At 42.4% G+C, this 25,554-nt stretch carries 18 protein-coding genes; 14 read left to right on the top strand and 4 right to left on the bottom strand.

Annotated features, from left to right (window positions below; translation table 11 throughout):
* Nucleotides 1-6 precede the first annotated feature (6 nt).
* The 4 genes from DEM91_RS01040 to DEM91_RS01025 all read right to left on the bottom strand — a co-directional run bounded on the left by DEM91_RS01040 (nucleotide 7) and on the right by DEM91_RS01025 (nucleotide 8,214).
* Nucleotides 7-2,880, bottom strand: coding sequence for a glycoside hydrolase family 27 protein (locus tag DEM91_RS01040; protein ID WP_249857540.1), 2,874 nt, complete (start codon nucleotides 2,878-2,880; stop codon nucleotides 7-9).
* An 871-nt stretch (nucleotides 2,881-3,751) separates the two neighbouring features.
* Nucleotides 3,752-6,109 (bottom strand): GH92 family glycosyl hydrolase, encoded by a 2,358-nt coding sequence (locus DEM91_RS01035; protein ID WP_249857537.1) that lies wholly within the window; start codon nucleotides 6,107-6,109, stop codon nucleotides 3,752-3,754.
* Nucleotides 6,110-6,280: 171 nt separating this feature from the next.
* On the bottom strand, nucleotides 6,281-7,270 hold the full coding sequence (locus DEM91_RS01030; protein WP_249857610.1) for a GNAT family N-acetyltransferase: 990 nt from the start codon (nucleotides 7,268-7,270) through the stop codon (nucleotides 6,281-6,283).
* Nucleotides 7,271-7,386: 116 nt separating this feature from the next.
* The gene (locus tag DEM91_RS01025) at nucleotides 7,387-8,214 is read right to left on the bottom strand and encodes a glycerol acyltransferase (RefSeq protein WP_249857535.1); all 828 of its coding nucleotides are present in this window, start codon (nucleotides 8,212-8,214) and stop codon (nucleotides 7,387-7,389) included.
* Nucleotides 8,215-8,558: 344 nt separating this feature from the next.
* Here DEM91_RS01025 and mraZ point away from each other — a divergent pair, with 344 nt between their 5' ends.
* The 14 genes from mraZ (at nucleotide 8,559) to DEM91_RS00955 (ending at nucleotide 24,949) form a co-directional block, all read left to right on the top strand.
* On the top strand, nucleotides 8,559-9,035 hold the full coding sequence (gene mraZ, locus DEM91_RS01020) for a division/cell wall cluster transcriptional repressor MraZ (RefSeq protein ID WP_249857533.1): 477 nt from the start codon (nucleotides 8,559-8,561) through the stop codon (nucleotides 9,033-9,035).
* A complete protein-coding gene (gene rsmH / locus DEM91_RS01015) occupies nucleotides 9,035-9,970 on the top strand; it encodes a 16S rRNA (cytosine(1402)-N(4))-methyltransferase RsmH (RefSeq protein WP_249857608.1) in 936 nt (311 codons plus the stop codon). The genes mraZ and rsmH overlap by 1 nt, the downstream gene beginning before the upstream one ends.
* Nucleotides 9,967-10,455 carry an FtsL-like putative cell division protein gene (locus DEM91_RS01010; RefSeq protein WP_249857531.1) on the top strand — a complete coding sequence of 163 codons (489 nt, stop codon included), beginning with the start codon at nucleotides 9,967-9,969 and terminating at the stop codon, nucleotides 10,453-10,455. Before rsmH ends, DEM91_RS01010 begins: the two co-directional genes overlap by 4 nt.
* Entirely contained in the window at nucleotides 10,452-12,608 is a 2,157-nt protein-coding gene (locus DEM91_RS01005; RefSeq protein WP_249857530.1) for a penicillin-binding protein, read from the top strand. The genes DEM91_RS01010 and DEM91_RS01005 overlap by 4 nt, the downstream gene beginning before the upstream one ends.
* A gap of 19 nt (nucleotides 12,609-12,627) precedes the next feature.
* Nucleotides 12,628-14,079: a UDP-N-acetylmuramoyl-L-alanyl-D-glutamate--2,6-diaminopimelate ligase gene (locus tag DEM91_RS01000; RefSeq protein ID WP_249857529.1), complete on the top strand. Its 1,452-nt coding sequence runs from the start codon at nucleotides 12,628-12,630 to the stop codon at nucleotides 14,077-14,079.
* A 31-nt stretch (nucleotides 14,080-14,110) separates the two neighbouring features.
* Nucleotides 14,111-15,379, top strand: coding sequence for a phospho-N-acetylmuramoyl-pentapeptide-transferase (locus DEM91_RS00995; protein ID WP_008123857.1), 1,269 nt, complete (start codon nucleotides 14,111-14,113; stop codon nucleotides 15,377-15,379).
* A 151-nt stretch (nucleotides 15,380-15,530) separates the two neighbouring features.
* The gene (gene murD, locus DEM91_RS00990) at nucleotides 15,531-16,862 is read left to right on the top strand and encodes a UDP-N-acetylmuramoyl-L-alanine--D-glutamate ligase (RefSeq protein WP_249857528.1); all 1,332 of its coding nucleotides are present in this window, start codon (nucleotides 15,531-15,533) and stop codon (nucleotides 16,860-16,862) included.
* On the top strand, nucleotides 16,862-18,145 hold the full coding sequence (locus DEM91_RS00985; RefSeq protein ID WP_249857527.1) for an FtsW/RodA/SpoVE family cell cycle protein: 1,284 nt from the start codon (nucleotides 16,862-16,864) through the stop codon (nucleotides 18,143-18,145). Before murD ends, DEM91_RS00985 begins: the two co-directional genes overlap by 1 nt.
* An 86-nt stretch (nucleotides 18,146-18,231) precedes the next feature.
* Complete coding sequence (murG, locus tag DEM91_RS00980) at nucleotides 18,232-19,350, top strand: undecaprenyldiphospho-muramoylpentapeptide beta-N-acetylglucosaminyltransferase (protein WP_249857525.1); 1,119 nt, start codon at nucleotides 18,232-18,234, stop codon at nucleotides 19,348-19,350.
* Between the two features lie 29 nt (nucleotides 19,351-19,379).
* Complete coding sequence (gene murC, locus DEM91_RS00975; RefSeq protein ID WP_249857524.1) at nucleotides 19,380-20,753, top strand: UDP-N-acetylmuramate--L-alanine ligase; 1,374 nt, start codon at nucleotides 19,380-19,382, stop codon at nucleotides 20,751-20,753.
* Nucleotides 20,750-21,544, top strand: a complete 795-nt coding sequence (locus tag DEM91_RS00970) for a cell division protein FtsQ/DivIB (RefSeq protein ID WP_249857522.1) — start codon at nucleotides 20,750-20,752, stop codon at nucleotides 21,542-21,544. The genes murC and DEM91_RS00970 overlap by 4 nt, the downstream gene beginning before the upstream one ends.
* 68 nt (nucleotides 21,545-21,612) lie before the next feature.
* The gene (ftsA, locus tag DEM91_RS00965) at nucleotides 21,613-23,052 is read left to right on the top strand and encodes a cell division protein FtsA (protein WP_249857521.1); all 1,440 of its coding nucleotides are present in this window, start codon (nucleotides 21,613-21,615) and stop codon (nucleotides 23,050-23,052) included.
* Between the two features lie 48 nt (nucleotides 23,053-23,100).
* Complete coding sequence (gene ftsZ, locus DEM91_RS00960) at nucleotides 23,101-24,432, top strand: cell division protein FtsZ (protein ID WP_028900916.1); 1,332 nt, start codon at nucleotides 23,101-23,103, stop codon at nucleotides 24,430-24,432.
* Nucleotides 24,433-24,496: 64 nt separating this feature from the next.
* A complete protein-coding gene (locus DEM91_RS00955) occupies nucleotides 24,497-24,949 on the top strand; it encodes a GatB/YqeY domain-containing protein (protein WP_249857520.1) in 453 nt (150 codons plus the stop codon).
* Nucleotides 24,950-25,554 lie beyond the last annotated feature (605 nt).

Genomic DNA, 25,554 nt, shown 5'->3' with positions numbered 1-25,554 from the left:
CATTTTTTATAGAAACGCCTTTGATTTTTCGTTCACGATGCGACCTGAAAGATCATAGCGAGGTGTTTCATTGTTAGTTTGTAAAGACCCTACAATATTTTTAATAGCAGTGTCATCACCCTTGTGAGTGGCTAAAACATAAACTTTTGTCTCGTAAGCATTGAGCGACCCCACCACCAACTCATTTTCGATTTGAATGTCCGTCTTCGACCAAATTTCGTGGCAATCGTATTTCGTATCCGCTTTGAGATAAAGATAGATGAGTTTTAGTGCGGGTATCTCTACCGTCGAACCACTGCGGTTAGTCACAGATACCGCTATTCGTCCACCTGTCAAATCTTTCACATAGACATCATACCCCGTACTGGAGTAGTTCACCTTACCTGTCGAAAGCGACTCCATATATTCAGCCTGTTGTCCGAGTGCATCTTGGTTAATGGCAAGAATTTCTTTGTTAGTTAGCGTTTCTATGTCGGCATTGGTAATCAGTGGGATAGGTAGGTCTTGAATAGAGTTCGCCTCACCTTTAGGAGTTTCACGGAGGTCACACGTCAAAGCCAGAGGACTTGAAAGCATGCACCACAATGACATTTGTGTACGTGCTTGCGAATCGGTCAAACCTTTAATCTTCCCACCATTCTGTTGATGTGCAGCTGTATTATTGCTTGGTCCTCCTAAGCCATGAAGTCCGATACACATCATATCAAGATCATTAAAACGGTTCACTCCAGCGTACATCCATAAACGTCGAACTTCATCAACGCCACCAATCACACCAGGTCTCGAGTTGTTACCTATCCAGTCTTCACGAGCATCACTTGTGGCACGCCAGCTTGACCCTCCAGCTTCGGCATCCCATGTCCAAGGTTGGGTTTTACCCCACTCACAAATGTTGAACACGAAAGGCGTTTCGCCTTTGGCTTTGCGTGTTTTGTTAAGTTCGGCTATCACCTTGCCCATTCGGGAATAACTTACTTGAGTGCTTGCTTCACGGTTACAGTAGTCATATTTAAGCATATCTATGCCCCATGAGTCGAATAACGCAACGTGTTGGGCTTCATGTCCGTACGATCCTGGTTGATAATTCTCGCAAGTCATAGACCCTGCGTCACTGTAAATGCCAACTTTCAATTGTGGATTGATTTTCTTGAGGGCGGTTTTTAAGCCAGTAATGCCATTAGGAAACTTTAGGGCGTCATATGTCAAGTCGTTCTTGTCGGTGGTTTGTTTAGCCCATGTGTCATCCAACACGATGGAATTGAAACCAGCATCAATAAGTCCATATTTTTGCATGCCTTTGGCAATGTCTATAATTTTATCGTGAGCGATAGAATGTGCAAACCAGTTCCATGTCAGCCAGCTCATCATTGGAGTAGGAGACTGCATGTGAGCGTCTACGATAAGGCGCACTTTAGTCAGTGTTTCTTCTCCTCCGTTGTCCCCTTTGGTTTTCACAGTGTACACATATTCGCCCTCACTTGTGGGCGCTGTGCCTGATACGTACTTGTATTTATTGCCCAAGGCGATGCGATCCTCTTTCAGCGACAAGGTCGGGATTGCCTGAAGGTCAACATCAATGACTTTTTCTCCTTCATTGGGTGTCAATTTGTGCATGTATGGCGCACCTGGGAGGGCATACATTAATGTGGCGCAAGGCATAGAACCAGCAGAGGGATCAACAAACTTCCATGCGGAATTGCCGTCATCGGCACGCCAAAGATTGAGGACACAACCATAGTCAATGCCACCTGTAAAGTTGAGCGAGGGAGAGCTTGCTGTGGGGTTTGTGATTTCGCTTGGAAGGATAGCCACACTTTGATCAGAGAGATAGTACATCTGCCAAGTGCTTGCCTTTGATTTTTCTGTCGCATATCTCACATAACTTTCGTTGGTATGTGTTTGACTACTACCGTTTGCCACGTTGATATAAGTAAGGTAGCACTTCGCAGACAAGTCATAAATGAAATAATGCCCTTGGCTTTCAGATTCAATCATGATAAATTTATCCGCCTCACTTCGTTTGGTGGTATGATGCAAGTTGCTGTCTGTCATCTTGATATAAGCCATGGGCATTTGCAACAAATAAGGATATTTCTTTTCTGCCTCAATGCCATTGGTTGGCGTAAAGAATTGGATGAACTTCACGTCTATTTGGTAGTTGAGGTTGTCTATCGTCACCTTTGCAACGCTACCGCCACCAACACTCACCTTTACATCGCTTTGCCGAAGATCGCCTTTAATAGTTATTGATTGATTTCCCTGTGCATTCAGTCCTTTGAACACTTGCCCGTTGATGGTAACCGTTGCAGAACTGGGCATGCCGTCGCTGAAAAGAATATAGTTGTGTTTAACACCGACTTCTGTTAAGAACCATCTTGAACCAGCGTCCTGAGTGCCGTTGTCCGTCCAAAGTCCAAGCGTAACGGTGCCGTTTTCAGGATTAGAGTTTCCTACGCCTTGAAACCAATTTAAGTAGATACTTGCAACACCAGTGGTGGTGTAGGGTTGAATTTCAAAAGCCCCATCCTGAATCTCCGTGATTTTATAAATGGCAGCCGTTTGTTTTGCATCCGTCATTGACACGAAGCCTTGTTTGGGAGAATACTGGTTAGCTACCTGATAGCTCACCCATTTGTTGGCGGTCATATTATAGATGTAGTAGGAATCGACTTTGTCACTCTTGTAAAAGGCAAACTTGGCATAATTTGCCGAGTTCTTTGTTGGTGATGTGGTTGCGTTGCAATAATAACCTTGTCCATTGGCTATCGTGTAACAGTGTTCAGGCTTTCCATCTGTAGGTAGTGTTTGGCTCGTCTGGATAGCTGCCATGGCATTGAATGCAATAGTTAGTACATACGTTAAAAATAAAAATTTCTTCATTCCAGTGATTTAAGTTAAGTAAGGCTGGTTCTATAAATTAGCTTTGTTAGATTTTGAGCTTATTTTTGAGGTCAAAATGCAAGAGAGTGAAGGAGTGTAGCGAGCTACACGACTGAACGAACTTACATTTTGAACCGAAAAGAAGCCAAAAGATAACAAAACGTGTTTCATAAACATTTAATGACTATGTGCGGTGGTAATTTATAGAACCAGCCGTAAGTAAATTTGTAGTTAAGTGAGCTTGTAAGTATCGTTCATCTGTTTTCTGCGTGTCAAAGATAGCTAATATTAAACAGATATACAACTATTTTTCTTCTTTTTCCAAAGGGATTACATCAGAGCACTGTACTTAAATACAAGATGATGTGAGTTTTCATTCCTATGCTCATGTGGGAACGTTTAGCGTTGTAGAAATCAATTATTTTCCGATAGCTACCACCCAATCATAGAATGAAAATTGGTGTCGGTTATTAAATGTGGACAACGAGCATCCTAAAAAGCCGAATAGTAGTCATCTCATTTTCATCTATGTCACGTAGAAGAATTGGTAAAAATCTTGACAATTTGCTTTCGTTTGCCTTGCGTCATTTAGGTGCTTTTCTTAACTCATGGAGATAAGGCGACTAACCCATGGAGATAAGGCAACAAAGTTACGGAGATAAACCGCTTATCTCCATGAGTTAATAACGCTATGATATTTGAACGACGTCAACGTTCCTAAGAGGGATAACTAAAACTTTGAATATAAGGAAGTTATGAAGAGAAAAGAAAATGTGCATAACTGTCAAATTTTGAGTAGCTATGCACGTTTTCTTGAGATTTTGGAGGTTGTTTATACTTCCAAATAAAATGTGAAATATATTTACATTTCTTAGTATTTATCCTTGGGCGTATTACCCATTGTCACCTCTAACTTTCCACCTTTGGCAAAGGTAGCAAAAGGCAGGTAGGTACTGTTCAGCACATCTCCATTGAGTTTGTACTCTTGCACGTAGATATTGTCCTTGCTGTTGTCCTTCACCTGAATAACGAATTGTTTGCCAGGATAATAATCCTTGTTCAGACGAATGGTTATTTTGTTGAACAGAGGGCTACCTAATCCAAAGGCTGGCTCTTGTGCCGTCAAGCCTTTCACATCGAACATACCAATGGAAGATTGTACGAACCATGCGCCCAGCTGCCCTTGGTCTTCATCTTGACCGTAGCCGTAACCGTGGATGCCGTCGATGCCATAGAACTCGTTCAAAATGGCACGAACCCATTTCTGTGTGTGCGATGGTTTGCCTGCTTCGTTGAACATCCATGAAATGTGTAGACAAGGTTGGTTACCTTGGTTGTATAGTGTCTCCAAACCAGCGAATGCTCCTACCTCTGTGCCGCCACTAAAGATCAGTTTTTGTGACTGGGTGAAGATGCTATCCAAGCGGTTGGTGAATACTTCCGTCCCCACTTTATCCGCCAAAGCCTTGGCATCGTGAGGCACATAGAAGGTATATTGCCATGCGTTACCCTCTTGGAAACCGCGCCATACTTGCATTGGGTTGAAGTTGTCGATAAACTTTCCATCCGCTTTCTTTGGACGTACGAAGTTGGTTTCTTTGTCATAAATTCGCTCCCAACCTTTCGACAGCGACATGAGCTGGTTGTAATCGTCGGTTTTCCCCAACGCCTTTGCCATTTGTGCCGTTGCCCATGCGCTAAACGCATACTCCAAAGTGTGCGATGCTGAGAACATAAACATTTCATCAGCTCCCTCACCTGTGTCTTGATGAGGCACATAACCGTGTTCTACAAAGAGTTTGGTATCGGTCTTTCCTGCACCAAATGGGCGATTCTCGCCATCCAGTTCGTTCTTTCGGCAAGCCTCGTAAGCCAAGTTGACATCAAAATCACGAATGCCACAAGCATAAGCTGCTGCAATCATCAAACTGAGTTGGTTGGTTCCCACACCCGACACATAGCGGCTGTTGGCTAAGCCATCGCCCAACCAACCACTGTCTTTGAATACCTGTAGATGACTGCTGATAAAGTCTGACATATGTTCTGGGTAAGCCATAATCCATACTTGGTTAAGATTCCATTGTGCTCCCCACATGGCGTCCGTGTTATAGAGGTTGAAAGCTGGCTTTCCATCCTTCATTTCAATCTGTCCTATCGTACCGTCGTGTTTAGGATAGGCACCATTAACATCGCTGGCAATGCCACGACCCAAGATGGCATGATACAATCCTGTGTAGAATTTTACCTTGTCGTCTTTGTTCTCTGTTTCTACTGCGATGCGACTCAAATGTTCGTTCCAAGTGTCGTGCGACTGCTTCTTGGCTTCATCAAAAGCCATGTCTTTCGCTTCTGTCTCCAAATTCAAGCGTGCATTCTCTACAGAAGTGTAGGAGACACCCACTTTCACGGTAATCTTTTCCTGAGCGGAAGTCTCGAAAGTAAGGTACGCACCCGCACCGAGTCCATTAGCAGTCAGCGAGTCTTTCTTTACCTTTTCGCCGTTGAAAGTTCCCACAGCGGTAGGTTTCTTGTCGATGACCGCATGGAAATACAGAGGAACCTCAGCGCCCGGCTGATATTTCTTCACGTATTCCGGCAAGGTAATCACCCAACCTTCTACGACCGTTCCATTATCTTTGATTTCAACCTTGGCATCCTTTACGGCGCCACTCTCGCCTTGTCGATTGCCGATGTCGAACAATATTCGGCTCTCTTTACTTTCAGGGAAAGTGTAACGCTGGAAAGCCACACGTGTGGTGGCAGTAACCTCTGCTGTGACGTTGTAGTCTTTCAACAATACAGAGTAATAACCTGCTGTTGCCACCTCATCATCGTGGGAGAACGTAGAGCGATAGCCTTTGCGCTCACCCGTCATGGCGGTATCGCCTGGTACAGTGAAAAGCTGTCCCACGGTAGGCATCAGCGTGATGCCACCAATCTGAAATTCATGCAAACAAGGGAATCCCTCAATACTCTTGTCACGATAATCATACCCAGTAGCCTCCCAGCCCGACTTGTTACCATAATGACCATTGGTAGACGGTCCGGGCTTTGCCATACCAAAAGGCAAGGCACCCGGTGCCATGTGGAAATAGCGACAATGAGCCGTTCCTATGCGAGGCTCTACATAAGTTGTAAAGTCTTCTTTGGATGTACTTCCAGTATTCGTACACGACATCATTCCCAACATGCCAACGAATGCTAATAGCATCATCGAAATTTTTCTCATATTCATTTGTTTTATTAATTAATAATAGATTTATATTCAGTATAAAATGTAACGTTTCTTTTCCAAAAGCGAAGGTGAAAGAACCTGTGGGGCGCATGATCTTTTTGGAGGAATCAACGATGGTTAGTTTTTGCGTTCTCCCAACGTCTGTCAGAATTAGCAGAACAAGTTTTATTTATCTTTGTAAATGACCTTGTTCGCGCCTGATGTGATTTCGAGCGATTCGCGGTGTTCCTTGATAAAGCTCTCGATGTGTCTTACTCTTTTGTCTTCCAATATTTCATCCACGGCTATTAAGATGCCTGTCTCTTCCACGTCGCCAAATCCATCGTTAATAGCTGTACCAAAAAGTTTCATGGTAGGACTCAAGCCCATATAGGCATTGACTAATGGCGGAATGTTATAGCCTAATTGACGGATTTCGCGATTTAGTATTCGATAATTGGCTTTAAAATCATTCCCACAGAACAATGCGTCTAACTCCTGCGGATTCGCTTCTATCTTCAAAGGTCGCACAGGAACAATCAAGTGTTCGCGGTCTCCGAAATGTTTTTCTAAAAAGTAAAGAATCATATCCCGCCCTTTACGAATGTACGACGGATACATGGTCATCTTTCCAAAGAAATATTTGAGTTTGGGGTTGAGTACCGTCAATGCCCCTAAGCCGTCCCACAAGTTGTCCAAGGCAAAAATACTCTTGGTGTTTCTACGCACATTTTGATATTCTAAACTGACAAACGAGCGTCCTAACTCCACAGTGTAAGGCATGTAGTCTTTCAAAAACTTTTCAGAAAAATGGAAGAGATGACTTGTTGCTAATTTAGGTTGCCCATCTTCGTCAAGTTCCCAATCTTCACCACACAGATAGCGATACCCCCCAATAATTTCATCTGCATCAGGATTCCAGACGATGAGTTGTTTATAACAGTTTTCGCAGGTGTCGTATTCGTCGATATCCATTGACTTTCCTGTTCCTCCTCCAGCCGTACGGAAAGCAATTTCACGCAAACGCCCTATTTCTTTCATTACGTGAGGGGCGTTGTGAGCTGTGATTACGAAAATCTTATTATGACTTTTGTTGGTCATTCTTAGACGCTTGTCAGGCGTTAATTCCGCTTTCAAAAGCTCTTTATCTATGGGGTCAATAATCTCTTGCTGCATGGTTCTTTTCGAGGATTGGTGAGAAAGAATAGATTTACTGGTGGCTGGGTAAGGGTCAACGCTCATCTTTCTACGTCTGATTGATATTTATATTTCTTTATTTCATCCTTTGCGGGCTATAATTGGTAAACAATGTTTTGAACATATTGCGCCCATTCTCTGGGTGTTTTAGACTTGTCAAAAGTCTGCCAAGGTATAGGTTTTCCAATTTTCACATGGAAAGTTTGATGTTTATTCTTGAACATCTCATCTACAAGGAACAGCATCGCCAGATTAACCTTTAGGCGAAAAACTTTACAGAGATGAGCTAAAAGGTAGAATCTGTCAGAATTTCGACCATCGAAGTGAATGGGCACGACATCCCGATGATGCTCCACACTTTTGGAAATAAAAGTTTTCTTCCATGGAATATCACGAATTTGTCCATTTATTTTTCGTGAACAGAGTCCTGCCGGAAACATGATGATGTGGTTGTCACTCTGAAATCCTTCCTCTACCATGGCGGGAAAGTTCCTTCCTTGCTTGCCAGTTTTGTTGATACCGATGCTCACAGGCTTTAATGCAGGAAGATTGAGAAGCAAGTCGTTGAGCAGGTAACGGAACTGGTTACCATAATGACGCCCAATAATGGCACCTATCGCCACGCCGTCTGCACCTCCTAAGGGGTGGTTTGATACAAAGGTATAAAGTTTTCCATTGTGCGGATCAGGCAGGTTTTCTTCGCCTTGTATTTCCAAGGTGACATCCAAGAAATCGATACAGGCTTCCAACCATTCTGTTCCTGTTAGATGTTGATGATTCCAAAGAAAAACATTGATTTCGTCTTGATGAGTAATTTTTTTGAGCCATGACGCAACAAAACGGGGGAGATAGTTGACCTTGTCTCCCAATTTATTTTTCAAGATTTCATCAATATCTATGGTTTTCTCTATTTCTTCGTGCATTGAAACAATAAAACTTATAGATTGCAAATGTAACATAAGTTTTTGTAATATACCGCTTCTTTATGCAAAATTGTTCAAAAATTATCTCAACTGTTACTTCATTGTAACAAGGCATTTCATTCTTCAAGCTCAAAAGTTGACTCACGACGAGTCGGTTATCATTAAGATAATATTTTTTTCAGGGGTAATTATTTCATTCGAGGAAGTAGATCACACATAAGTTGAACCGTTAAATATTGCAAATTTTTATTGAAATATAGATTTTAAGTATAAAAGTGGGGAAATGTGGGGAATTTTATGTATCTTTGACAGCAAATAAATTTTTGCTTATAAAATAGGTACACATGCGTTTTTTAGGAAATATAGAAGCTAAGGTTGATGCCAAGGGCAGAGTCTTTCTCCCAGCCACTTTCCGCAAGGTGCTACAAGCATCTGGCGAAGAAGTGTTGGTGTTGCGCAAAGATGTATTTCAATCTTGCCTCACGCTCTATCCCGAAAGCGTTTGGAATGAGCAATTAGATAACTTGCGTGCAAAACTATCTCGATGGAATGCGGCAGAGCAACAAATCTTTCGACAGTTTGTGTCAGATGCAGAATTGTTGACCTTAGATGGAAATGGTCGCTTTCTCATTCCCAAAAGATATCAAATATTGGCTCATATTGAGCAATCAGTCAGATTCATTGGAATGGACGATACCATAGAAGTGTGGTGCAATGAGCGTGTCAAAGAGCCTTTCATGGACTCACTGGAGTTTGGAGAGGCGTTGCAACACCTGATGAATTCGGCGACAGAAGAGACGACAATCAATTCTTCAAAATGATGATAAAGACAGCAGGAAGTTACCATGTCCCCGTTCTTTTAGAACAAAGTATTGAGGGATTGAACATTCACCCAGAGGGCATTTATGTTGATGCCACCTTTGGTGGAGGGGGTCATTCTATGAAAATACTTTCTCAACTCAATGAAAAAGGACATCTTTTCAGCTTTGATCAAGATTTGGATGCGGAAAAAAACATTCAACAAGAAGGGCATGAGGTGCTGTTGCAGGATAACTTTACTTTTATACGTTCAAACTTCAGATACTTGAAGAACTGGATGAGATATTACAAGATAGATAAGATAGATGGGATATTGGCTGACCTCGGTGTTTCGAGTCATCATTTCGATGATGAAAATAGGGGGTTCTCATTCAGGTTTGATGCTCCACTTGATATGCGCATGAACACCAAGGCGTCGCTGACAGCTGCCGATGTGATTAACACCTACGATGAAGAACAGTTGGCTGATATTTTCTATTTGTATGGAGAACTCAAAAATGCACGAAGGATAGCATCGTTATTAGTCAAAGCCAGAAGTCAAAAGAACATAACAAGTACCCATGACTTGATACAAGCAGTGGAAGCTGTGTTTGGAAAAGCGCGTGAGAAGAAAGACCTCGCAAAACTATTTCAAGCACTCCGTATCGAAGTTAACCATGAGATGGAGGCATTAAAAGAGTTGCTCAATAGCGCTCAAGAATTATTGACTACTGGTGGGAGATTGGTTGTTATCACCTATCACTCCTTAGAGGATCGCATGGTAAAAAACATCATGAAGACAGGCAACGTACAAGGAAAAGTGCAGCAAGACTTCTTCGGAAGAATTGAAACGACTTTCAAACTTTTGAACAATAAGGTTATCACGCCTACACCACAAGAGCAACAGGAAAATCCACGTAGCCGAAGTGCTAAACTAAGAATCGCTGAGAAGATATGACAACGGATGAAAAAGACATAGATGTACAGCCCATTCCCACAGACGCTTATAAAGATGCGGATGCAGCGTTGGATTCTTCGGTAGATAAAGACACCGAAGAAGCGCCTACCTTGAAAGAGGTTATCAAAGAGCAAGCGCGTGAAGAAGAAGCACCTTTATCGAGAAACTTTACTTTAAGAAAGATTCTTGGTGGAGATATTCTAACCACGTCAACTGTACGCAAACAAATTTGGATTTTCCTCCTTATTACGTTCTTTACTATCATTTACATCTCTAATCGTTACAGTGTTCAGCAAAACCTTATCGAGATTGATAAACTTCAGAAAGAACTTAAAGATGCAAGATATAAGGCTTTATCCAGCAGCAGTCAGCTTACCGAGAAAAGCAGGGAAAGCAACGTGTTGGATATGCTTAAAAATAATCAAGACAGTGTATTAAAGATTGCGAATCAACCACCATATATTATCCAAGTTCCAAATAAATGAATAAGTTTGATTATAAAAAAATTATGCCTCGTTACAGCGCCATCGCCATTATGATGACCTTGGTAGCTGTTGCCGTAGTGGGTAAAACACTCTATATTATGACAGCGAAACGCGATTATTGGACAAAGGTTGCCGATCGAGTAAAGCGCGATAGTGTTGATATCAAACCCATGCGTGGAAACATTTTAAGTTGTAATGGAGAACTAATGGCAAGTTCGTTGCCTGAATTTAAAGTGTACATGGATTTCAAGAGTCTCCGTACCTCGAAAAACGATTCTCTTTGGGAAGTAAAGCTCGACTCTATCTGTGAAGGTTTGCATCAGATATTTCCAGAAAAGCCTGCTTCTGCCTTTAGAAAAGAATTGGAGACAGGACGACAGCAACAAAGTCGTCACTGGCCTATTTGGAAGAAACGTATCGACTATAATTCTTTTACGGAAATCAAGGCTTTGCCCATATTTAATCTCTCCAAATATATGAGCGGTTTTCACTATGAGGAGTTCAACGCTCGGCAGCGTCCTTATGGCTCATTAGCGGGACGTACAGTTGGTGCCATGTATGGGGCAAAGGATACGGCTCGTTTTGGATTGGAGTTGTCTTACGATTCTATTCTTCGTGGTAAAAACGGTATCGTACATCGTCGCAAAGTACTCAACAAGTTCTTGGACATCATGGATACCCCTCCCATTGACGGTGCAGACATTGTGACTACCATTGACGTAGGAATGCAAGATTTAGCCGAACGAGCTGTCATTGATGAGTTGAAGAAGATTAACGGCAATGTGGGTGTTGCCTTAGTCATGGAGGTGAAGACAGGTGACATCAAGGCAATTGTAAACATGGAAAAATGTTTTGATGGCGAATATCGGGAAGTTAAGAATCATGCGGTCAGTGATTTGTTAGAGCCGGGTTCGGTTTTCAAAGTTGCCTCAATGATGGTCGCACTCGATGATGGTGTCGTGGATACAACGGCTCGTATAGAAACAGCTGGAGGTGTTTGGCCCATGTATGGGAGACAAATGAAAGACCACAACTGGCGTCGAGGAGGTTATGGAACACTCACCTTGCCTCAAACTCTTTTATATAGTTCTAATATTGGTGTGAGTCGCATCATTGACGATCATTATCGTGACAACCCAGAGAAATTTGTGCAAGGTCTCTACCGTACAGGTTTAGCAGACGCCCTCAACATTCCATTGGTAGGCTCCTCCTCTGCGATCATTCGTATGCCTAAGAAAAATGAACGTGGACAATGGATTAACTGGAGCAAGACTGCCTTGCCATGGATGAGCATTGGTTACGAGACTCAAGTGCCTCCTATTTCGACGCTTACCTTTTATAATGCCATTGCCAACAATGGAAAAATGATGCAACCCAGATTTGTTAAACAGGTGGTAAAAGACGGTGAAGTACTCATCGATTTTCCTCCAAAGGTATTGCGTTCACAAATTTGCAAACCTAAAACGTTGGGAGAGATTCAAACAATCTTAGAGCATGTAGTGAGTCAAGGCTTGGGACGCAAAGCAGGGTCGCCATCTTTCAAAGTCTCTGGTAAAACAGGAACGGCACAAATCTCACAAGGTTCGGGCGGTTATAAGGTTGGACGAACCAACTATCTCTTAAGTTTTGCAGGCTATTTCCCTTCAGACAATCCTCGTTACAGTTGTATTGTCTGCATTCAAAAGTCAGGACTTCCAGCTTCAGGCGGTGGGATGAGTGGCGTTGTCTTTCATCACATCTCGGAAGGCGTCATGGCTCAAGACTTAAAGTTAGATGTGAAAGATGCCAAAGACTCTACCTCCATTCTTATTCCAGCGGTAAAGAACGGAAACGTGCTTGCTGCCAATTATGTGTTGACTCATTTGGGCATCAATACCAACCGTAACTGGAGTGGAACCTTTGCAAACGGTAATCCAATTTGGGGAACAGCTGAGATTCAAAACAATTCGAGTGTTGAGCTGAAAAAAGCTAAGATGTATACGCATCAATACATCCCTGATGTTTTAGGAATGGGTGCACGTGATGCTGTCTACATCCTTGAGAATAGAGGAGTCAAGGTGCGTCTCAACGGTCGCGGGAAGGTGGTTCAACAAAGTCTTCCACCAGGACATCGCATTCAGAAAAAACAAGTATGCCTCCTTACATTAAGTTAATGCACAATAATTCAAATATATGATTTGTAACGAATTAATCAAAGACATTAAATGCACTGACATTTTGGGTGATACGAATGTCAGTATATCGGGAGTAAACATTGATTCCCGGAAGATAAAACCTGGTCATCTGTTTGTGGCTATCAAAGGGACACAGGTGGATGGACACGATTATATTGATAAAGCCATTCAGTTAGGAGCTGTCGCAGTACTATGTGAAAAAGCACCGAAAGAACCGTTGTCTGGCATTACCTACATTGTTGTCACATCAACCGAAGATGCTGTCGGTAAGGTGGCGACACGCTTTTACGGAGAACCCTCCAAGCACTTAAAGCTTATTGGTGTCACAGGAACAAATGGGAAGACAACCATTGCCACCTTATTATATAATATGTTTCGCAAATTGGGGCATCGCTGTGGTTTGCTCTCAACGGTATGCAATTATATCGAGGATGAGCAAATACCTGCCGATCATACCACGCCTGACCCCATAGAGCTAAATGAACTGTTGGCAAAAATGGTAGAGCAGCATTGTGAATATGTATTCATGGAATGCTCGTCACATGCCATTGCGCAAAAGAGAATTGGTGGATTGAACTTTACAGGAGGTATTTTTACCAACCTGACACGTGACCACTTAGATTATCATAAGACTTTTGAGAACTATCGCAACGCTAAGAAGTCCTTCTTTGACCACCTGCCCAAGTCGGCTTTCGCTATTACAAACGCGGACGATAAGAATGGCATGGTCATGGTGCAAAATACCAAAGCAACAGTAAAGACCTACTCTGTCCGTACCGCAGCTGACTTCAAAGCTCGTATCATCGAATGCCATTTTCAAGGTATGTACTTAGAGATTGATGGTCAGGAAGTGGGAGTGCAGTTCATCGGTAAATTTAATGTCAGCAATCTGTTAGCCGTTTACGCTACTGCACGCATGTTGGGTAAACAACGAGAAGAGATTCTGATAGCGATGAGTACGCTGCACAGTGTCAACGGACGTATGGACACGCTTCACTCTCCACAAGGATTTACGGCTGTTGTGGACTATGCGCATACTCCTGATGCATTGAAAAATGTACTCCTTGCCATTCATGAAGTAGACGGTAAAGGTCATGTCATCACCGTTTGTGGGGCTGGTGGTAATCGTGACAAGGGTAAACGTCCGTTAATGGCAAAGCAGGCAGTACAGCTAAGTGATAAAGTGATTATCACCAGTGACAATCCTCGATTTGAAGATCCGCAAGACATTATCAACGATATGTTAGCGGGTTTGGATGCACAGGATATGAAAAAGGTGTTGAGCATTGTAGATAGAAGGGAAGCCATACGCACCGCCTGCATGCTTGCAGATAAGAACGACGTTGTCCTTGTGGCAGGGAAAGGACACGAAACTTATCAAGAAGTCAAGGGCGTAAAGCATCATTTTGACGATAAAGAAGTGCTGGCAGAAATTTTCAAACAATCATAATACGTTTCCACAACCCTATTAAACTTAGAGGATGTTATACTATTTATTTAGATTTTTAGAGCAATACGGCATTTCAGGTGCGCATCTATGGGGATATATCTCTTTTAGGTCGCTGCTTGCCCTCATTCTTTCGTTGGTTATCTCAGCATGGTTTGGTGAAAAATTCATTAAATATCTTCGTCAGAAACAAATCACGGAAACCCAACGTGATGCCTCTATCGACCCCTTTGGAGTTAACAAAATAGGTGTTCCCTCCATGGGTGGGGTCATCATTATTGCTGCCATACTCATACCCGTACTGTTGTTGGGACGACTTCGCAACATCTACCTCATCCTGATGATTATTACTACCGTTTGGTTGGGATTTCTTGGTGGGATGGACGACTTCATCAAAATCTTCCGCAAGAACAAAGAGGGACTGAAAGGCAAATATAAAATTATTGGGCAAGTAGGCATTGGCTTGATAGTAGGACTGGTGTTATGGTCCTCACCAGATGTAAAAATCAATGAAAATTTGGCTATCGAACAGCAAGGTCATGAAATGGTGATTAAGCATCGAACAGATGCTCGGAAATCACTCAAAACAACAATCCCTTTCGTGAAAGGTCATAATCTGGATTATTCGGGCGTGATGAGTTGGTGCGGAAAATACAAAACTGCGGCAGGATGGATATTGTTTGTCATCATGACAATTATCGTAGTGACCGCAGTTTCTAACGGTGCCAATCTTAACGACGGCATGGATGGAATGTGTGCAGGCAATTCTGCTATCATTGGCGTTACGCTGGGAATCTTGGCGTATGTTAGTTCACACATTGAGTTCGCTGCTTATCTCAACATTATGTATATTCCAGGCTCGCAGGAGTTGGTGGTCTTTATGTGCGCCTTTGTCGGTGCGCTCATCGGCTTTTTATGGTACAACTCTTTCCCCGCACAGGTGTTCATGGGCGATACAGGCTCACTAACTATCGGGGGTATCATTGCGGTCTCTGCCATTATCATTCATAAAGAGTTGTTACTCCCTATACTCTGTGGTATCTTCTTTGTAGAGAGTTTGAGCGTGATACTCCAAGTATATTACTATAAGAGTGGGAAGAGAAAAGGGATAAAGCGACGAATTTTCAAGCGTACTCCTATCCATGACAATTTTCGCACACAAGATTCTCAGCTGGATCCTGCATGCAATTACCTCATTAAAAAACCTCATTCGGCCATCCACGAATCGAAAATTACCATTCGTTTCTGGATTATCACCATTATATTAGCAGCCATGACGATTATTACTCTTAAGATAAGATAAATGATAGTGGTTAGCTCCAATAAAATGAAGTCATTGAGTGAATAAAGCAATAAGATGTATCAGCTAATATTAAAAGATAAAAAACTGTTCATCAGCAACTTGTAAAACTTCGTTGATACGTGGCTATGATTAGAATAAAAAGAAAAAAGATATGAAACGAATTGTTATTCTCGGTGCAGCAGAGAGTGGAGTAGGAGCTGCCATATTAGCCCAAAAAGAAGGCTTTGATGTATTTGTATCTGACATGGGTGAGATTAAAGACAAATACAAAAAGATGCTCGATGCACACCACATCCGTTGGGAAGAAAAGCAACATACTCCCGATTTGATTCTAAACGCAGATGAGGTGATTAAGAGTCCGGGCATTCCAAAGGAAGCACCTATGATACAAAAGCTCATGAAGAAGGGTACCAATATCATTAGCGAAATAGAGTTTGCAGGACGATATACGCATTCTAAAATGATTTGCATTACGGGCAGCAACGGTAAGACGACGACGACCTCGCTGATTTATCATATCTTCAAAGCAGCCGGATATGACGCAGGATTGGCTGGAAACATTGGACGGAGCTTGGCTTTACAAGTAGCGGAAGACCCACACGAATACTATATCATAGAATTAAGCTCGTTCCAGTTGGATAACATGTACAAGTTTAAGGCAGATATTGCTATCTTGTTGAACATCACTCCCGACCATTTGGACCGCTATGACAACTGCATGCAAAACTATGTAGACGCCAAAATGCGCATTATCCAAAACCAGACCGAAAAAGATAGCTTCATTTATTGGAACGATGACCCTATCATCAAGCGAGAATTGCAAAAGTATGATATCAAAGCCGTACAGTGTCCATTTTCAGAACTGAAAGAGAAAGGTTCGATAGGCTATATTGAGGAAGGACAGTACACCATCGAAAAGCCCACTCCTTTCAACATGGAACAAGAAGCACTTTCACTCACGGGGAAGCATAATGTGTACAACTCTTTGGCTGCAGGTATTGCCACTGACATTGCCGGAATACGAAATGACGTGATAAGGAAAAGCTTGAGCGACTTCCCTGGCGTGGAACACCGGTTAGAAAAGGTGTGCAAAGTGGGCGGTGTAGAATATATCAATGATTCGAAAGCCACAAATGTCGATGCTTGTTGGTACGCATTGGAGAGCATGAATACACCGACAATCTTGATTCTTGGAGGAAAAGATAAGGGCAATGACTACCAACTTATTAAGGAATTGGTAAAAAAGAAATGCGTTGGATTAGTGTATTTAGGCGCAGATAATACGAAACTTCACAATAATTTCGACTCCTTGGGCATCCCTGTGCGTGATACCCACTCTATGAAAGAATGTGTAGAAGCCTGCTATGACATGGCACGTCCTGGCGACACGGTATTGCTAAGTCCTTGCTGTGCCAGCTTCGACTTGTTCAAAAATATGGAAGATAGAGGAAATCAGTTTAAGACATTGGTAAGAAATTTATAATGGATAAAACATTAGGAAATATCTTTAAGGGAGACAAGGTGATTTGGATGGTCTTTTTCTTTTTATGCATCATCTCGATCGTCGAAGTATATTCTGCCTCCGCAGGTCTGACTTATAAGGGCGGACATTACTGGGCTCCTATCGTCAAGCACACTGGAATCTTGCTGGTTGGTGTGTTTGCAATGGTCGTGACGCTTAATATTAAATGCAAATATTTCAAGATTGTGACTCCTTTCCTGCTCGTACTCTCAATCATTGCCTTGATTACAGTACTCATTGCAGGACAGTCCACCAATGGTGCCCAACGTTGGATTAGCATCATCGGCATCCAGTTCCAGCCGTCCGAAATAGCCAAAGGCACGATGGTTTTGGCCACTGCGCAGATTTTAAGTGCTATGCAAACAGAACAAGGAGCAGACAAAAATGCCTTCAAATACATCCTTATTGTCAGTGGCTGCATCGTACCTTTCATTATGGTGGAAAATCTTTCAACAGCCATGTTGCTGTGTTTGGTTATCTTCCTCATGATGATGATAGGACGAGTACCTGGCAAAATATTAGGTAAGGTGTTGGGAATCGTTACGTTACTCATTGTAACAGTGTTCGCACTCGTCATGTTAGTGGGGCAAGACAGGGAAAAAATAAATGTCCAAGGACAACAGGTTGTACAAGTATCTAATACGGCGGAGAAAGAGGAAACAACGATGTTCACGAAAGTCTTTCACCGTTTTGACACATGGAAAGCGCGCATCGATCGTTTCATTGATGGCAAAGAGATTGCTCCTGAGGATTTCGATTTGGACAAGGATGGACAGATTGGGCATGCCAATATTGCCATTGTTTCCTCCAATGTGATAGGAAAAGGTCCAGGAAATTCGGTGGAACGCGATTTCCTATCCCAAGCCTTCTCCGATTTCATCTACGCAATCATCATCGAAGAGATGGGAATTATCGGTGGGATCTTTGTCGCCATGCTCTATATTATCCTTCTCTTCAGAACGGGGCAGATAGCCAATCGCTGTGAAAACAACTTCCCTGCCTTTCTTGCCATGGGCTTGGCTTTGCTTTTAGTGACACAGGCATTGTTCAATATGTGCGTAGCGGTGGGCTTGGCACCTGTTACTGGGCAGCCACTTCCTTTAGTAAGCAAGGGTGGAACGTCAACTATCATCAACTGTGTGTATATTGGAGCTATCCTTAGTGTGAGTCGATCGGCGAAGAAAAAACAAGTAACCGATGAAGATAAAGACATGGAAATGAGCACCGCAATGGCTTCAGCATAAGAAACGCAAGATAAGATAAATATCATTGAATATGGTAAAATCAAAGAAATTTTGATTACTTTTGCCTATTCATATAAATATAAAAGATGAACAGTGATTTGAGAATCATCATCAGTGGAGGTGGAACGGGAGGACATATATTTCCCGCTATCTCTATAGCCAATGCCATTAAGAAAGAACGCCCCGATGCAAAGATTCTTTTTGTCGGTGCTCAAGGTCGAATGGAAATGGAGCGCGTGCCAAAAGCAGGATATGAAATCAAAGGACTGCCTATTGCAGGATTCGATCGGCATCATCTGCTTAAGAACCTCTCCGTGTTGGTCAAGATATGGAAGAGTCAACGATTGGCAAAAGCCATTATTAAGGATTTCAAGCCAATGGTGGCAGTTGGTGTTGGCGGATATGCCAGTGGACCCACGCTCAACGTGTGTTCCAAGCTACATATTCCCTGTCTCATACAAGAGCAAAACTCGTATGCAGGGGTCACTAATAAACTGTTAGGTAAGAAAGCAGACAAGATTTGTGTGGCGTACGAGGGTATGGAACGCTTCTTTCCCGCAGACAAAATTATCATAACAGGAAACCCCGTAAGGCAAAATGTGTTGCAGACAACATTATCAAAAGAAGCTGCCAGAGAGACCTTTGGATTAGATCCAAGCCGAAAGACGATACTTTTGGTAGGTGGAAGTTTGGGTGCCAGAACTTTGAATGAAAGCATCCAAAGCCACTTGGATATGATACGAACAAGTGAGGTTCAATTTATTTGGCAAACAGGAAAATATTACTATAAGGATATTTGCAACGCATTGAAGACACAAGCGCCATTGCCCAACCTCTATGTCACCGACTTTATCAGTGATATGGGGGTAGCTTATCAGGCTTCCGACTTGGTGATTAGTCGTGCAGGAGCAAGCTCGATTAGCGAATTTTGTCTGATTGGAAAACCTGTCATCTTAGTTCCAAGCCCCAATGTAGCGGAGGATCATCAAACGCAAAACGCAATGGCACTGGTCAATAAAAATGCGGCTATCTACGTAAAAGATGTAGAAGCCAAAGACATTTTGCTCGAACAGGCGATGAAAACAGTGCAGGATGATGCAAAGTTGGCATCCCTCAGCGAAAATATTTTGAAACTCGCATTACCAAATTCTGCTGAAATCATTGCAAAAGAGGTTCTCAAATTGGCTGCTCGTCAACAGCATTGAACGTATAAGAGATTATAGGAAATAAAAAAATGGATATAAAAGAAATCAAATCGGTATATTTCTTGGGAGCTGGTGGCATAGGAATGAGTGCCATCGCACGCTATTTTCTGCATAAAGGATTGGTGGTAGCGGGGTACGATAAGACGCCTTCTGCACTGACACATCGACTCGAACAAGAGGGGATGCTCCTGCACTATGATGAAAATATCGATGAGATTCCGCACGCATGTCGCAATCCGCAAGTTTGTATGGTTGTATATACCCCTGCCATTCCTGAATCTCATGTGGAGTTGCAGTACTTCAAGTCGAACGGCTTTGAGGTATTAAAGCGAGCTCAAGTCTTGGGTTCGTTGACAAGAACCCATCGAGGACTTTGTTTTGCAGGTACGCATGGCAAGACAACAACCAGTACGATGTGCGCACACATCATGCACCAAAGTCATGTGGATTGTAATGCTTTCCTTGGAGGAATCTCCAAGAACTACGGCAGCAATTACATCCTTTCCGACACAAGTGATTGCATTGTCATTGAAGCCGACGAGTTTGATCGTAGCTTTCACTGGCTTCGTCCTTGGATGAGTGTCATCACATCGACAGATCCTGACCACTTAGACATTTATGGAACCAAAGAGGCATATTTAGAAAGTTTTAGGCATTACACAACATTGATAAAGCCTGGAGGCGCCTTGATTATTCATGAAGGGTTGGAAATGCAAGAGGATGTAAACGATGAGGTGAGGGTGTTTCGGTACAGTCTCAATGGAGGTGATTTCCATGCAGAAAACATCAAAATAGAAAATGGAACCATCACCTTTGACTTTATCTCGCCGATAGAGAACGTCACCCAAGTAGAATTGGGACATCCTATTCCCATTAATGTGGAGAATGCTGTCGCTGCAATGGCAATGGCGCAACTCAACGGTTGCACTGCAGAGGAGTTGCGATATGGCATGTCAACCTATAAGGGTGTGGACAGACGCTTTGATTTCAAGGTAAACAATGAGCGACATGTTTTCCTTTCAGATTATGCACACCATCCAAAGGAAATTTATCAAAGTGCAAAAAGCCTTCGTGAGCTGTATCACGATCGGCATGTCACAGCAATATTTCAGCCACATCTTTATACAAGGACGCGAGATTTCTATAAAGAATTTGCAGAAGCACTGAGCCAACTCGACGAGGTTATCTTATGCGACATCTATCCTGCACGAGAAGCCCCGATACCAGGAGTTACCTCAGCGCTTATTTACAATGAGCTCACCTGCAAAGAGAAGAGCATGATACATAAGGAAGATGTGATTGATTTGGTTAAAAAACGCGATTTTGATGTACTTGTTGTCTTGGGTGCAGGTGACCTCGACAATTATGTATCACAAATGACTAAGATCATTGAAAATAAGTGAGACGTTGGAAAAAGATATTGACAATCGTACTTGATGTTATCTTGGGAATATACTTAGTATTTGCATTCACCGCGTTTAACAAACCCGATGAAACGGCAAACGTGTGTACCAAGGTGACCATCAATATTGCGGATGAAACGGCAAATGGTTTTATCAATGCGGCAAAGATACAAGACCGACTTGAAAAGCATCGCCTTTATCCGCTGGAAAAACCTATAAAATATGTGGATGCTCGCAAGATAGAGGACATGCTTAAAACCAGTCCTTTCGTCAAGAATGCAGAGTGTTTCAAGACACAGAATGGACACGTCAATATTTCTATCACACAGCGAATGCCTGTGGTACGCATCAAATCGATAAATAATGATGACTATTATTTAGATGATCAAGATGCTATCATGCCAAACTCCAACTACACAAGCGACTTAATCATCGCCACAGGATACATTAATCGATGGTTTGCCACCCATTATGTTTCTGCCTTGAGCAAAACAATCATGCAAGACGAGTTTTGGAAGAACCAAATTGTCCAAATCAACATCTTGCCAGATCGGGGTGTCGAGTTGGTTCCAAGAGTAGGAGACCATATCGTTTATCTCGGATACTTGCCGACAAGCAGTAATCAGCAAAAACGATTGGCATTGATACAAGACTTTACCAAGCAAAAGTTAACACGCTTAGAAAAGTTCTACAAATATGGGCTCTCCCAAGCAGGTTGGAACAAGTACTCGTATATCAACTTGGAATTTGATAACCAGATTATCTGTAAAAAGAGAGAGGCTCAACCATAAGGTGTTCAGCTAACGGCACTTGAAAAAAGATATTATAACGAATTTGAATTGATAAAGATATAAAACGTATGACAAAGGAATTTATCGTAGCTATAGAACTGGGATCTTCTAAGATTACCGGTATTGCAGGAAAAAAGAATCCTGATGGCAGCATTTCAATTCTTGCTGTTGTTAAAGAGGATTCCACCTCGTGCATACGCAAGGGTGTAGTCTTCAACATTGACAAGACGGTAGTGTGCTTGACTAACATTGTTAAGAAGTTAGAGACCAGTCTCAAAACCAACATTGCCCGTGTATATGTTGGTGTTGGCGGTCAAAGCATACGCAGTGTCAAGAATATTATTGTGAAAACACTGCCTGCAGAAACCATTGTTAGTCAGGACATGATTAACGAATTGATGGACGCCAATCGTAGTATGAGCTATGCGGATCAAGAGATTTTGGACGCCGTCACTCAGGAATATAAAGTCGACTCTTTATATCAACTCGACCCTGTGGGCATTCCTTGTTTGCGTTTAGAAGGAAATTTCCTCAACATTCTGTGGCGGAAAACATTCTATAAGAATCTCAATCAGTGTATTAACAAAGCTGGTATGGAGATTGCCGAGCTGTACCTTGCCCCCTTAGCTCTTGCTGATGCTGTGCTCACAGAAACGGAGAAACGATCGGGTTGCATCTTGGTAGACCTTGGGGCGGATACGACTACTGTTCTTGTCTATTACAAAAATATTCTGCGTCACTTGGCGGTCATCCCACTTGGAGGAGAAAATATCACAAAAGACATCACCTCTTTGCTCATGGAAGAGAGCCAAGCAGAAGATATGAAGCTAAAATATGCATCGGCATATACGGATAATAAGGATATTGACGAGAACAAGAAATATCCAATCGACAGTGACAGAAAAGTTGAAAGTCGTAAGTTTATTGAAATTGTTGAGTCGAGACTACAAGAAATTATCGAAAACGTTTTTTATCAAGTTCCTAACGAATATGCCGATAAGCTGATAGGCGGAATTATCCTGACGGGTGGTGGTGCCAACATGCCAAATATCGAAAAGGCTTTCAAGGATCAGGCGCCAACAGAGAAAATACGTGTTGCTAAGTTCGTTAATCTAAAAATCAATTCAAATTTACCAGAGATTACAGCCCACGACGCAACGCTGAATACCATTCTTGGATTGTTGGCTAAGGGGGATATCAACTGTGCTGGAGAAGAAATCAACACCGATTTGTTCCAAGCAAATGATGCCAAACACACTGCTACCACTTCCACTCAAACCAAAGAACCCAGATCTTTTACAGAGACATCAGGGACTGGTATAGTGCAAACAGAAGAAGAAAAAGAACGACTTCGCAAGCAGAAAGAGGCTCAAGAAGAAGCAGAAAGACTGGCGAAAGAAGAGGAGGAGCGACGCATTGCGGAAGAAAAACGAGAAAACTCTCCAATGAACAAGCTTTGGAAAGGCATTAAAAATTTTGCTCGTAAAATAACGGAAGAAGAAGAATAAAACGTGGGAAAGATGAATTCCAGATATTAACTTTTAAGATTTAGAATTATGCCAGATAGAAAAAATACTCCTGATGTTCTCGATTTCGGAGAACCAGACAAAGCAAATAGCATCATCAAGGTGATTGGTGTTGGTGGTGGCGGAGGTAATGCCGTTAATCACATGTACCGCGAAGGAATCCATGACGTCACTTTTGTTCTTTGTAACACCGATAATCAAGCCCTCAATGATAGTCCTGTACCTTATCATCTACAATTAGGAAAAGAAGGATTAGGGGCAGGTAACAAACCCGAAAAAGCAAGATTAGCAGCCGAGGAAAGCCTTGAAGACATCAAGAACATGCTCAATGACGGCACTCGTATGACGTTCATCACCGCTGGAATGGGAGGAGGAACGGGTACAGGTGCAGCACCCGTCATTGCGCGTATCTCTAAAGAATTGGGCATCTTAACCGTCGGTATCGTTACCATCCCCTTCCGTTTTGAGGGTGACAAGAAGATTAACCAAGCCTTGGACGGTGTGGAAGAAATGGCAAAGCATGTCGATGCGCTATTGGTTATCAATAACGAACGCTTACGAGAAATTTATCCAGACTTGACCGTTTTAGACGCTTTTGGTAAGGCTGACGACACCTTAAGCATTGCTGCCAAGAGTATAGCAGAAATCATCACCAACCATGGGCTCATTAATTTGGACTTTAATGATGTGAAAACAGTGCTGAAAGATGGTGGAGTAGCCATTATGAGTACGGGCTTTGGCGAAGGCGAGGGACGTGTGAAGGCTGCGATTGAAGATGCACTTAACTCACCGCTGCTCAATGACAACGACATCTTTAACTCTAAGAAAATCTTGCTGAGCATTAACTTCTGCAACGAAAAGAATGACAACAGCGGCCTGATGATGGAGGAGATGAATGATGTGAACGATTTTATGGGGCGTTTTGATAGCGACTTTGAAATTAAATGGGGACTCGCCATCGATCCCGATCTCGGCAAGAAAGTCAAGGTAACTATTTTGGCAACAGGCTTCGGTATCAATGATGTGGAAGGCATGAACAGCCACATCGGTAAGCGCCACTCGCAAGAAGAAGCCATGCGCATTGCTGAAGAAGAAGAGCGCAAAGCACAATTGCTCATCAGAAAAGACCAATATTATAAGGACGGCAAAAACTCTAAGTACAAACGTCATCCGCACATCTATCTCTTTAGTAACGAAGATTTGGACAATGAGGATGTCATCTTGGCTGTGGAGAGTTATCCCACCTATAAACGAACACGTCAAATGTTGGACGATATCCGCAAACAAGCGGCTGGCGAAACTGAAGAATCTGAACATAAGGAGAACAATGATCCTATTCAAGGAGTTATCAGTTTTGGATAAAGAGACTTGCAGTTTGGCAGCAATCAAAATGTGATATGAAGTAATACCTCTAAAAATAAATGATATGGCACTATTTGAACAGATTAGCGAAGACATCAAAACCGCGATGAAAGCGCGAGATAAAGTGGCTCTCGACACACTTAGAAATATCAAGAAAGTTTTTCTCGAAGCCAAGACAGCACCTGGAGCCAACGATACACTCAACGATGATGCGGCACTCAAGATTATACAGAAATTGGCGAAGCAAGGTAAAGAAGCCGCACAAACCTATATTGATGCGGGTCGACAAGACTTGGCAGATGTAGAGTTGCAGCAGGTTCAAGTGATTGAGCGTTATTTGCCTCAGCAGTTGTCTATGGAAGAAATTGCCTCAGCAGTCAGAGAAATTATTGAGCAAGTGGGCGCATCAAGTATAAAAGAGATGGGGCAGGTAATGGGGATAGCCACGAAAAAGTTGGCTGGTAAAGCGGATGGACGTGCTATCTCTGAGGTAGTAAAGAAGTTACTCGCCCAATAATCATCACACATTAAGGAAGTGTAATCCCTCGCTCATGTGGGAACAACATTCTTTGTAAAAGCCCATCAAATCCATTCGATTTGATGGGCTTTTACCTTCTGTTGGATAAGCATGTTTGTTGAGGCTTCCAAAAAAAGTAAGAAAATCAATCGCTCATTCATCTCTGACACACCTCTATTAGATATAGTTCCAGTCCGCAGATGGAAAAACGCTAATGGTATAGAATAATCGTAGCGCTTTCATTTGAGAATGATTTTTATATTGAGAAAAACATCAGGAAAACACCATTTGTAAGATGGGTGGACCGCTGCATGAAATGAAAATAAATGCTGAATTTTCTTTACAAAGCGCCTCTCATAACTCGCGTGTAAACCACCAAGGGCAAAGTTGGTCGCAAATACGCGAATTATGAGTGAGGCTTGTAATCTATTGTGATTGAGTACGTTACGTTTACGGTGTCGCTTTTCTTGCCTGTTTTTGCCATTTTTTGGCGACTAAAGCATTGAGATAAGCCTCCAATTTGCATGCTTTGTCTTATACTGAAATAGCTTGACATATTATTAACCTCATAAAAAGTAAAATAATATGACAAAAGAACTTAAAAG

The organism is Prevotella sp. TCVGH (assembly GCF_023522295.1).
GTDB classification, from domain to species: domain Bacteria; phylum Bacteroidota; class Bacteroidia; order Bacteroidales; family Bacteroidaceae; genus Prevotella; species Prevotella timonensis.
Note: the sequence above shows the minus strand (reverse complement) of the source record. Positions and strands in the feature narration are given on the sequence as shown.

Coding starts and splice junctions, on each gene's coding strand:
- DEM91_RS01040 (WP_249857540.1), bottom strand. CDS start 2,880: ATGAAGAAATTTTTATTTTTAACGTATGTACTAACTATTGCATTCAAT.
- DEM91_RS01035 (WP_249857537.1), bottom strand. CDS start 6,109: ATGAGAAAAATTTCGATGATGCTATTAGCATTCGTTGGCATGTTGGGA.
- DEM91_RS01030 (WP_249857610.1), bottom strand. CDS start 7,270: ATGCAGCAAGAGATTATTGACCCCATAGATAAAGAGCTTTTGAAAGCG.
- DEM91_RS01025 (WP_249857535.1), bottom strand. CDS start 8,214: ATGCACGAAGAAATAGAGAAAACCATAGATATTGATGAAATCTTGAAA.
- mraZ (WP_249857533.1), top strand. CDS start 8,559: ATGCGTTTTTTAGGAAATATAGAAGCTAAGGTTGATGCCAAGGGCAGA.
- rsmH (WP_249857608.1), top strand. CDS start 9,035: ATGATAAAGACAGCAGGAAGTTACCATGTCCCCGTTCTTTTAGAACAA.
- DEM91_RS01010 (WP_249857531.1), top strand. CDS start 9,967: ATGACAACGGATGAAAAAGACATAGATGTACAGCCCATTCCCACAGAC.
- DEM91_RS01005 (WP_249857530.1), top strand. CDS start 10,452: ATGAATAAGTTTGATTATAAAAAAATTATGCCTCGTTACAGCGCCATC.
- DEM91_RS01000 (WP_249857529.1), top strand. CDS start 12,628: ATGATTTGTAACGAATTAATCAAAGACATTAAATGCACTGACATTTTG.
- DEM91_RS00995 (WP_008123857.1), top strand. CDS start 14,111: ATGTTATACTATTTATTTAGATTTTTAGAGCAATACGGCATTTCAGGT.
- murD (WP_249857528.1), top strand. CDS start 15,531: ATGAAACGAATTGTTATTCTCGGTGCAGCAGAGAGTGGAGTAGGAGCT.
- DEM91_RS00985 (WP_249857527.1), top strand. CDS start 16,862: ATGGATAAAACATTAGGAAATATCTTTAAGGGAGACAAGGTGATTTGG.
- murG (WP_249857525.1), top strand. CDS start 18,232: ATGAACAGTGATTTGAGAATCATCATCAGTGGAGGTGGAACGGGAGGA.
- murC (WP_249857524.1), top strand. CDS start 19,380: ATGGATATAAAAGAAATCAAATCGGTATATTTCTTGGGAGCTGGTGGC.
- ftsA (WP_249857521.1), top strand. CDS start 21,613: ATGACAAAGGAATTTATCGTAGCTATAGAACTGGGATCTTCTAAGATT.
- ftsZ (WP_028900916.1), top strand. CDS start 23,101: ATGCCAGATAGAAAAAATACTCCTGATGTTCTCGATTTCGGAGAACCA.
- DEM91_RS00955 (WP_249857520.1), top strand. CDS start 24,497: ATGGCACTATTTGAACAGATTAGCGAAGACATCAAAACCGCGATGAAA.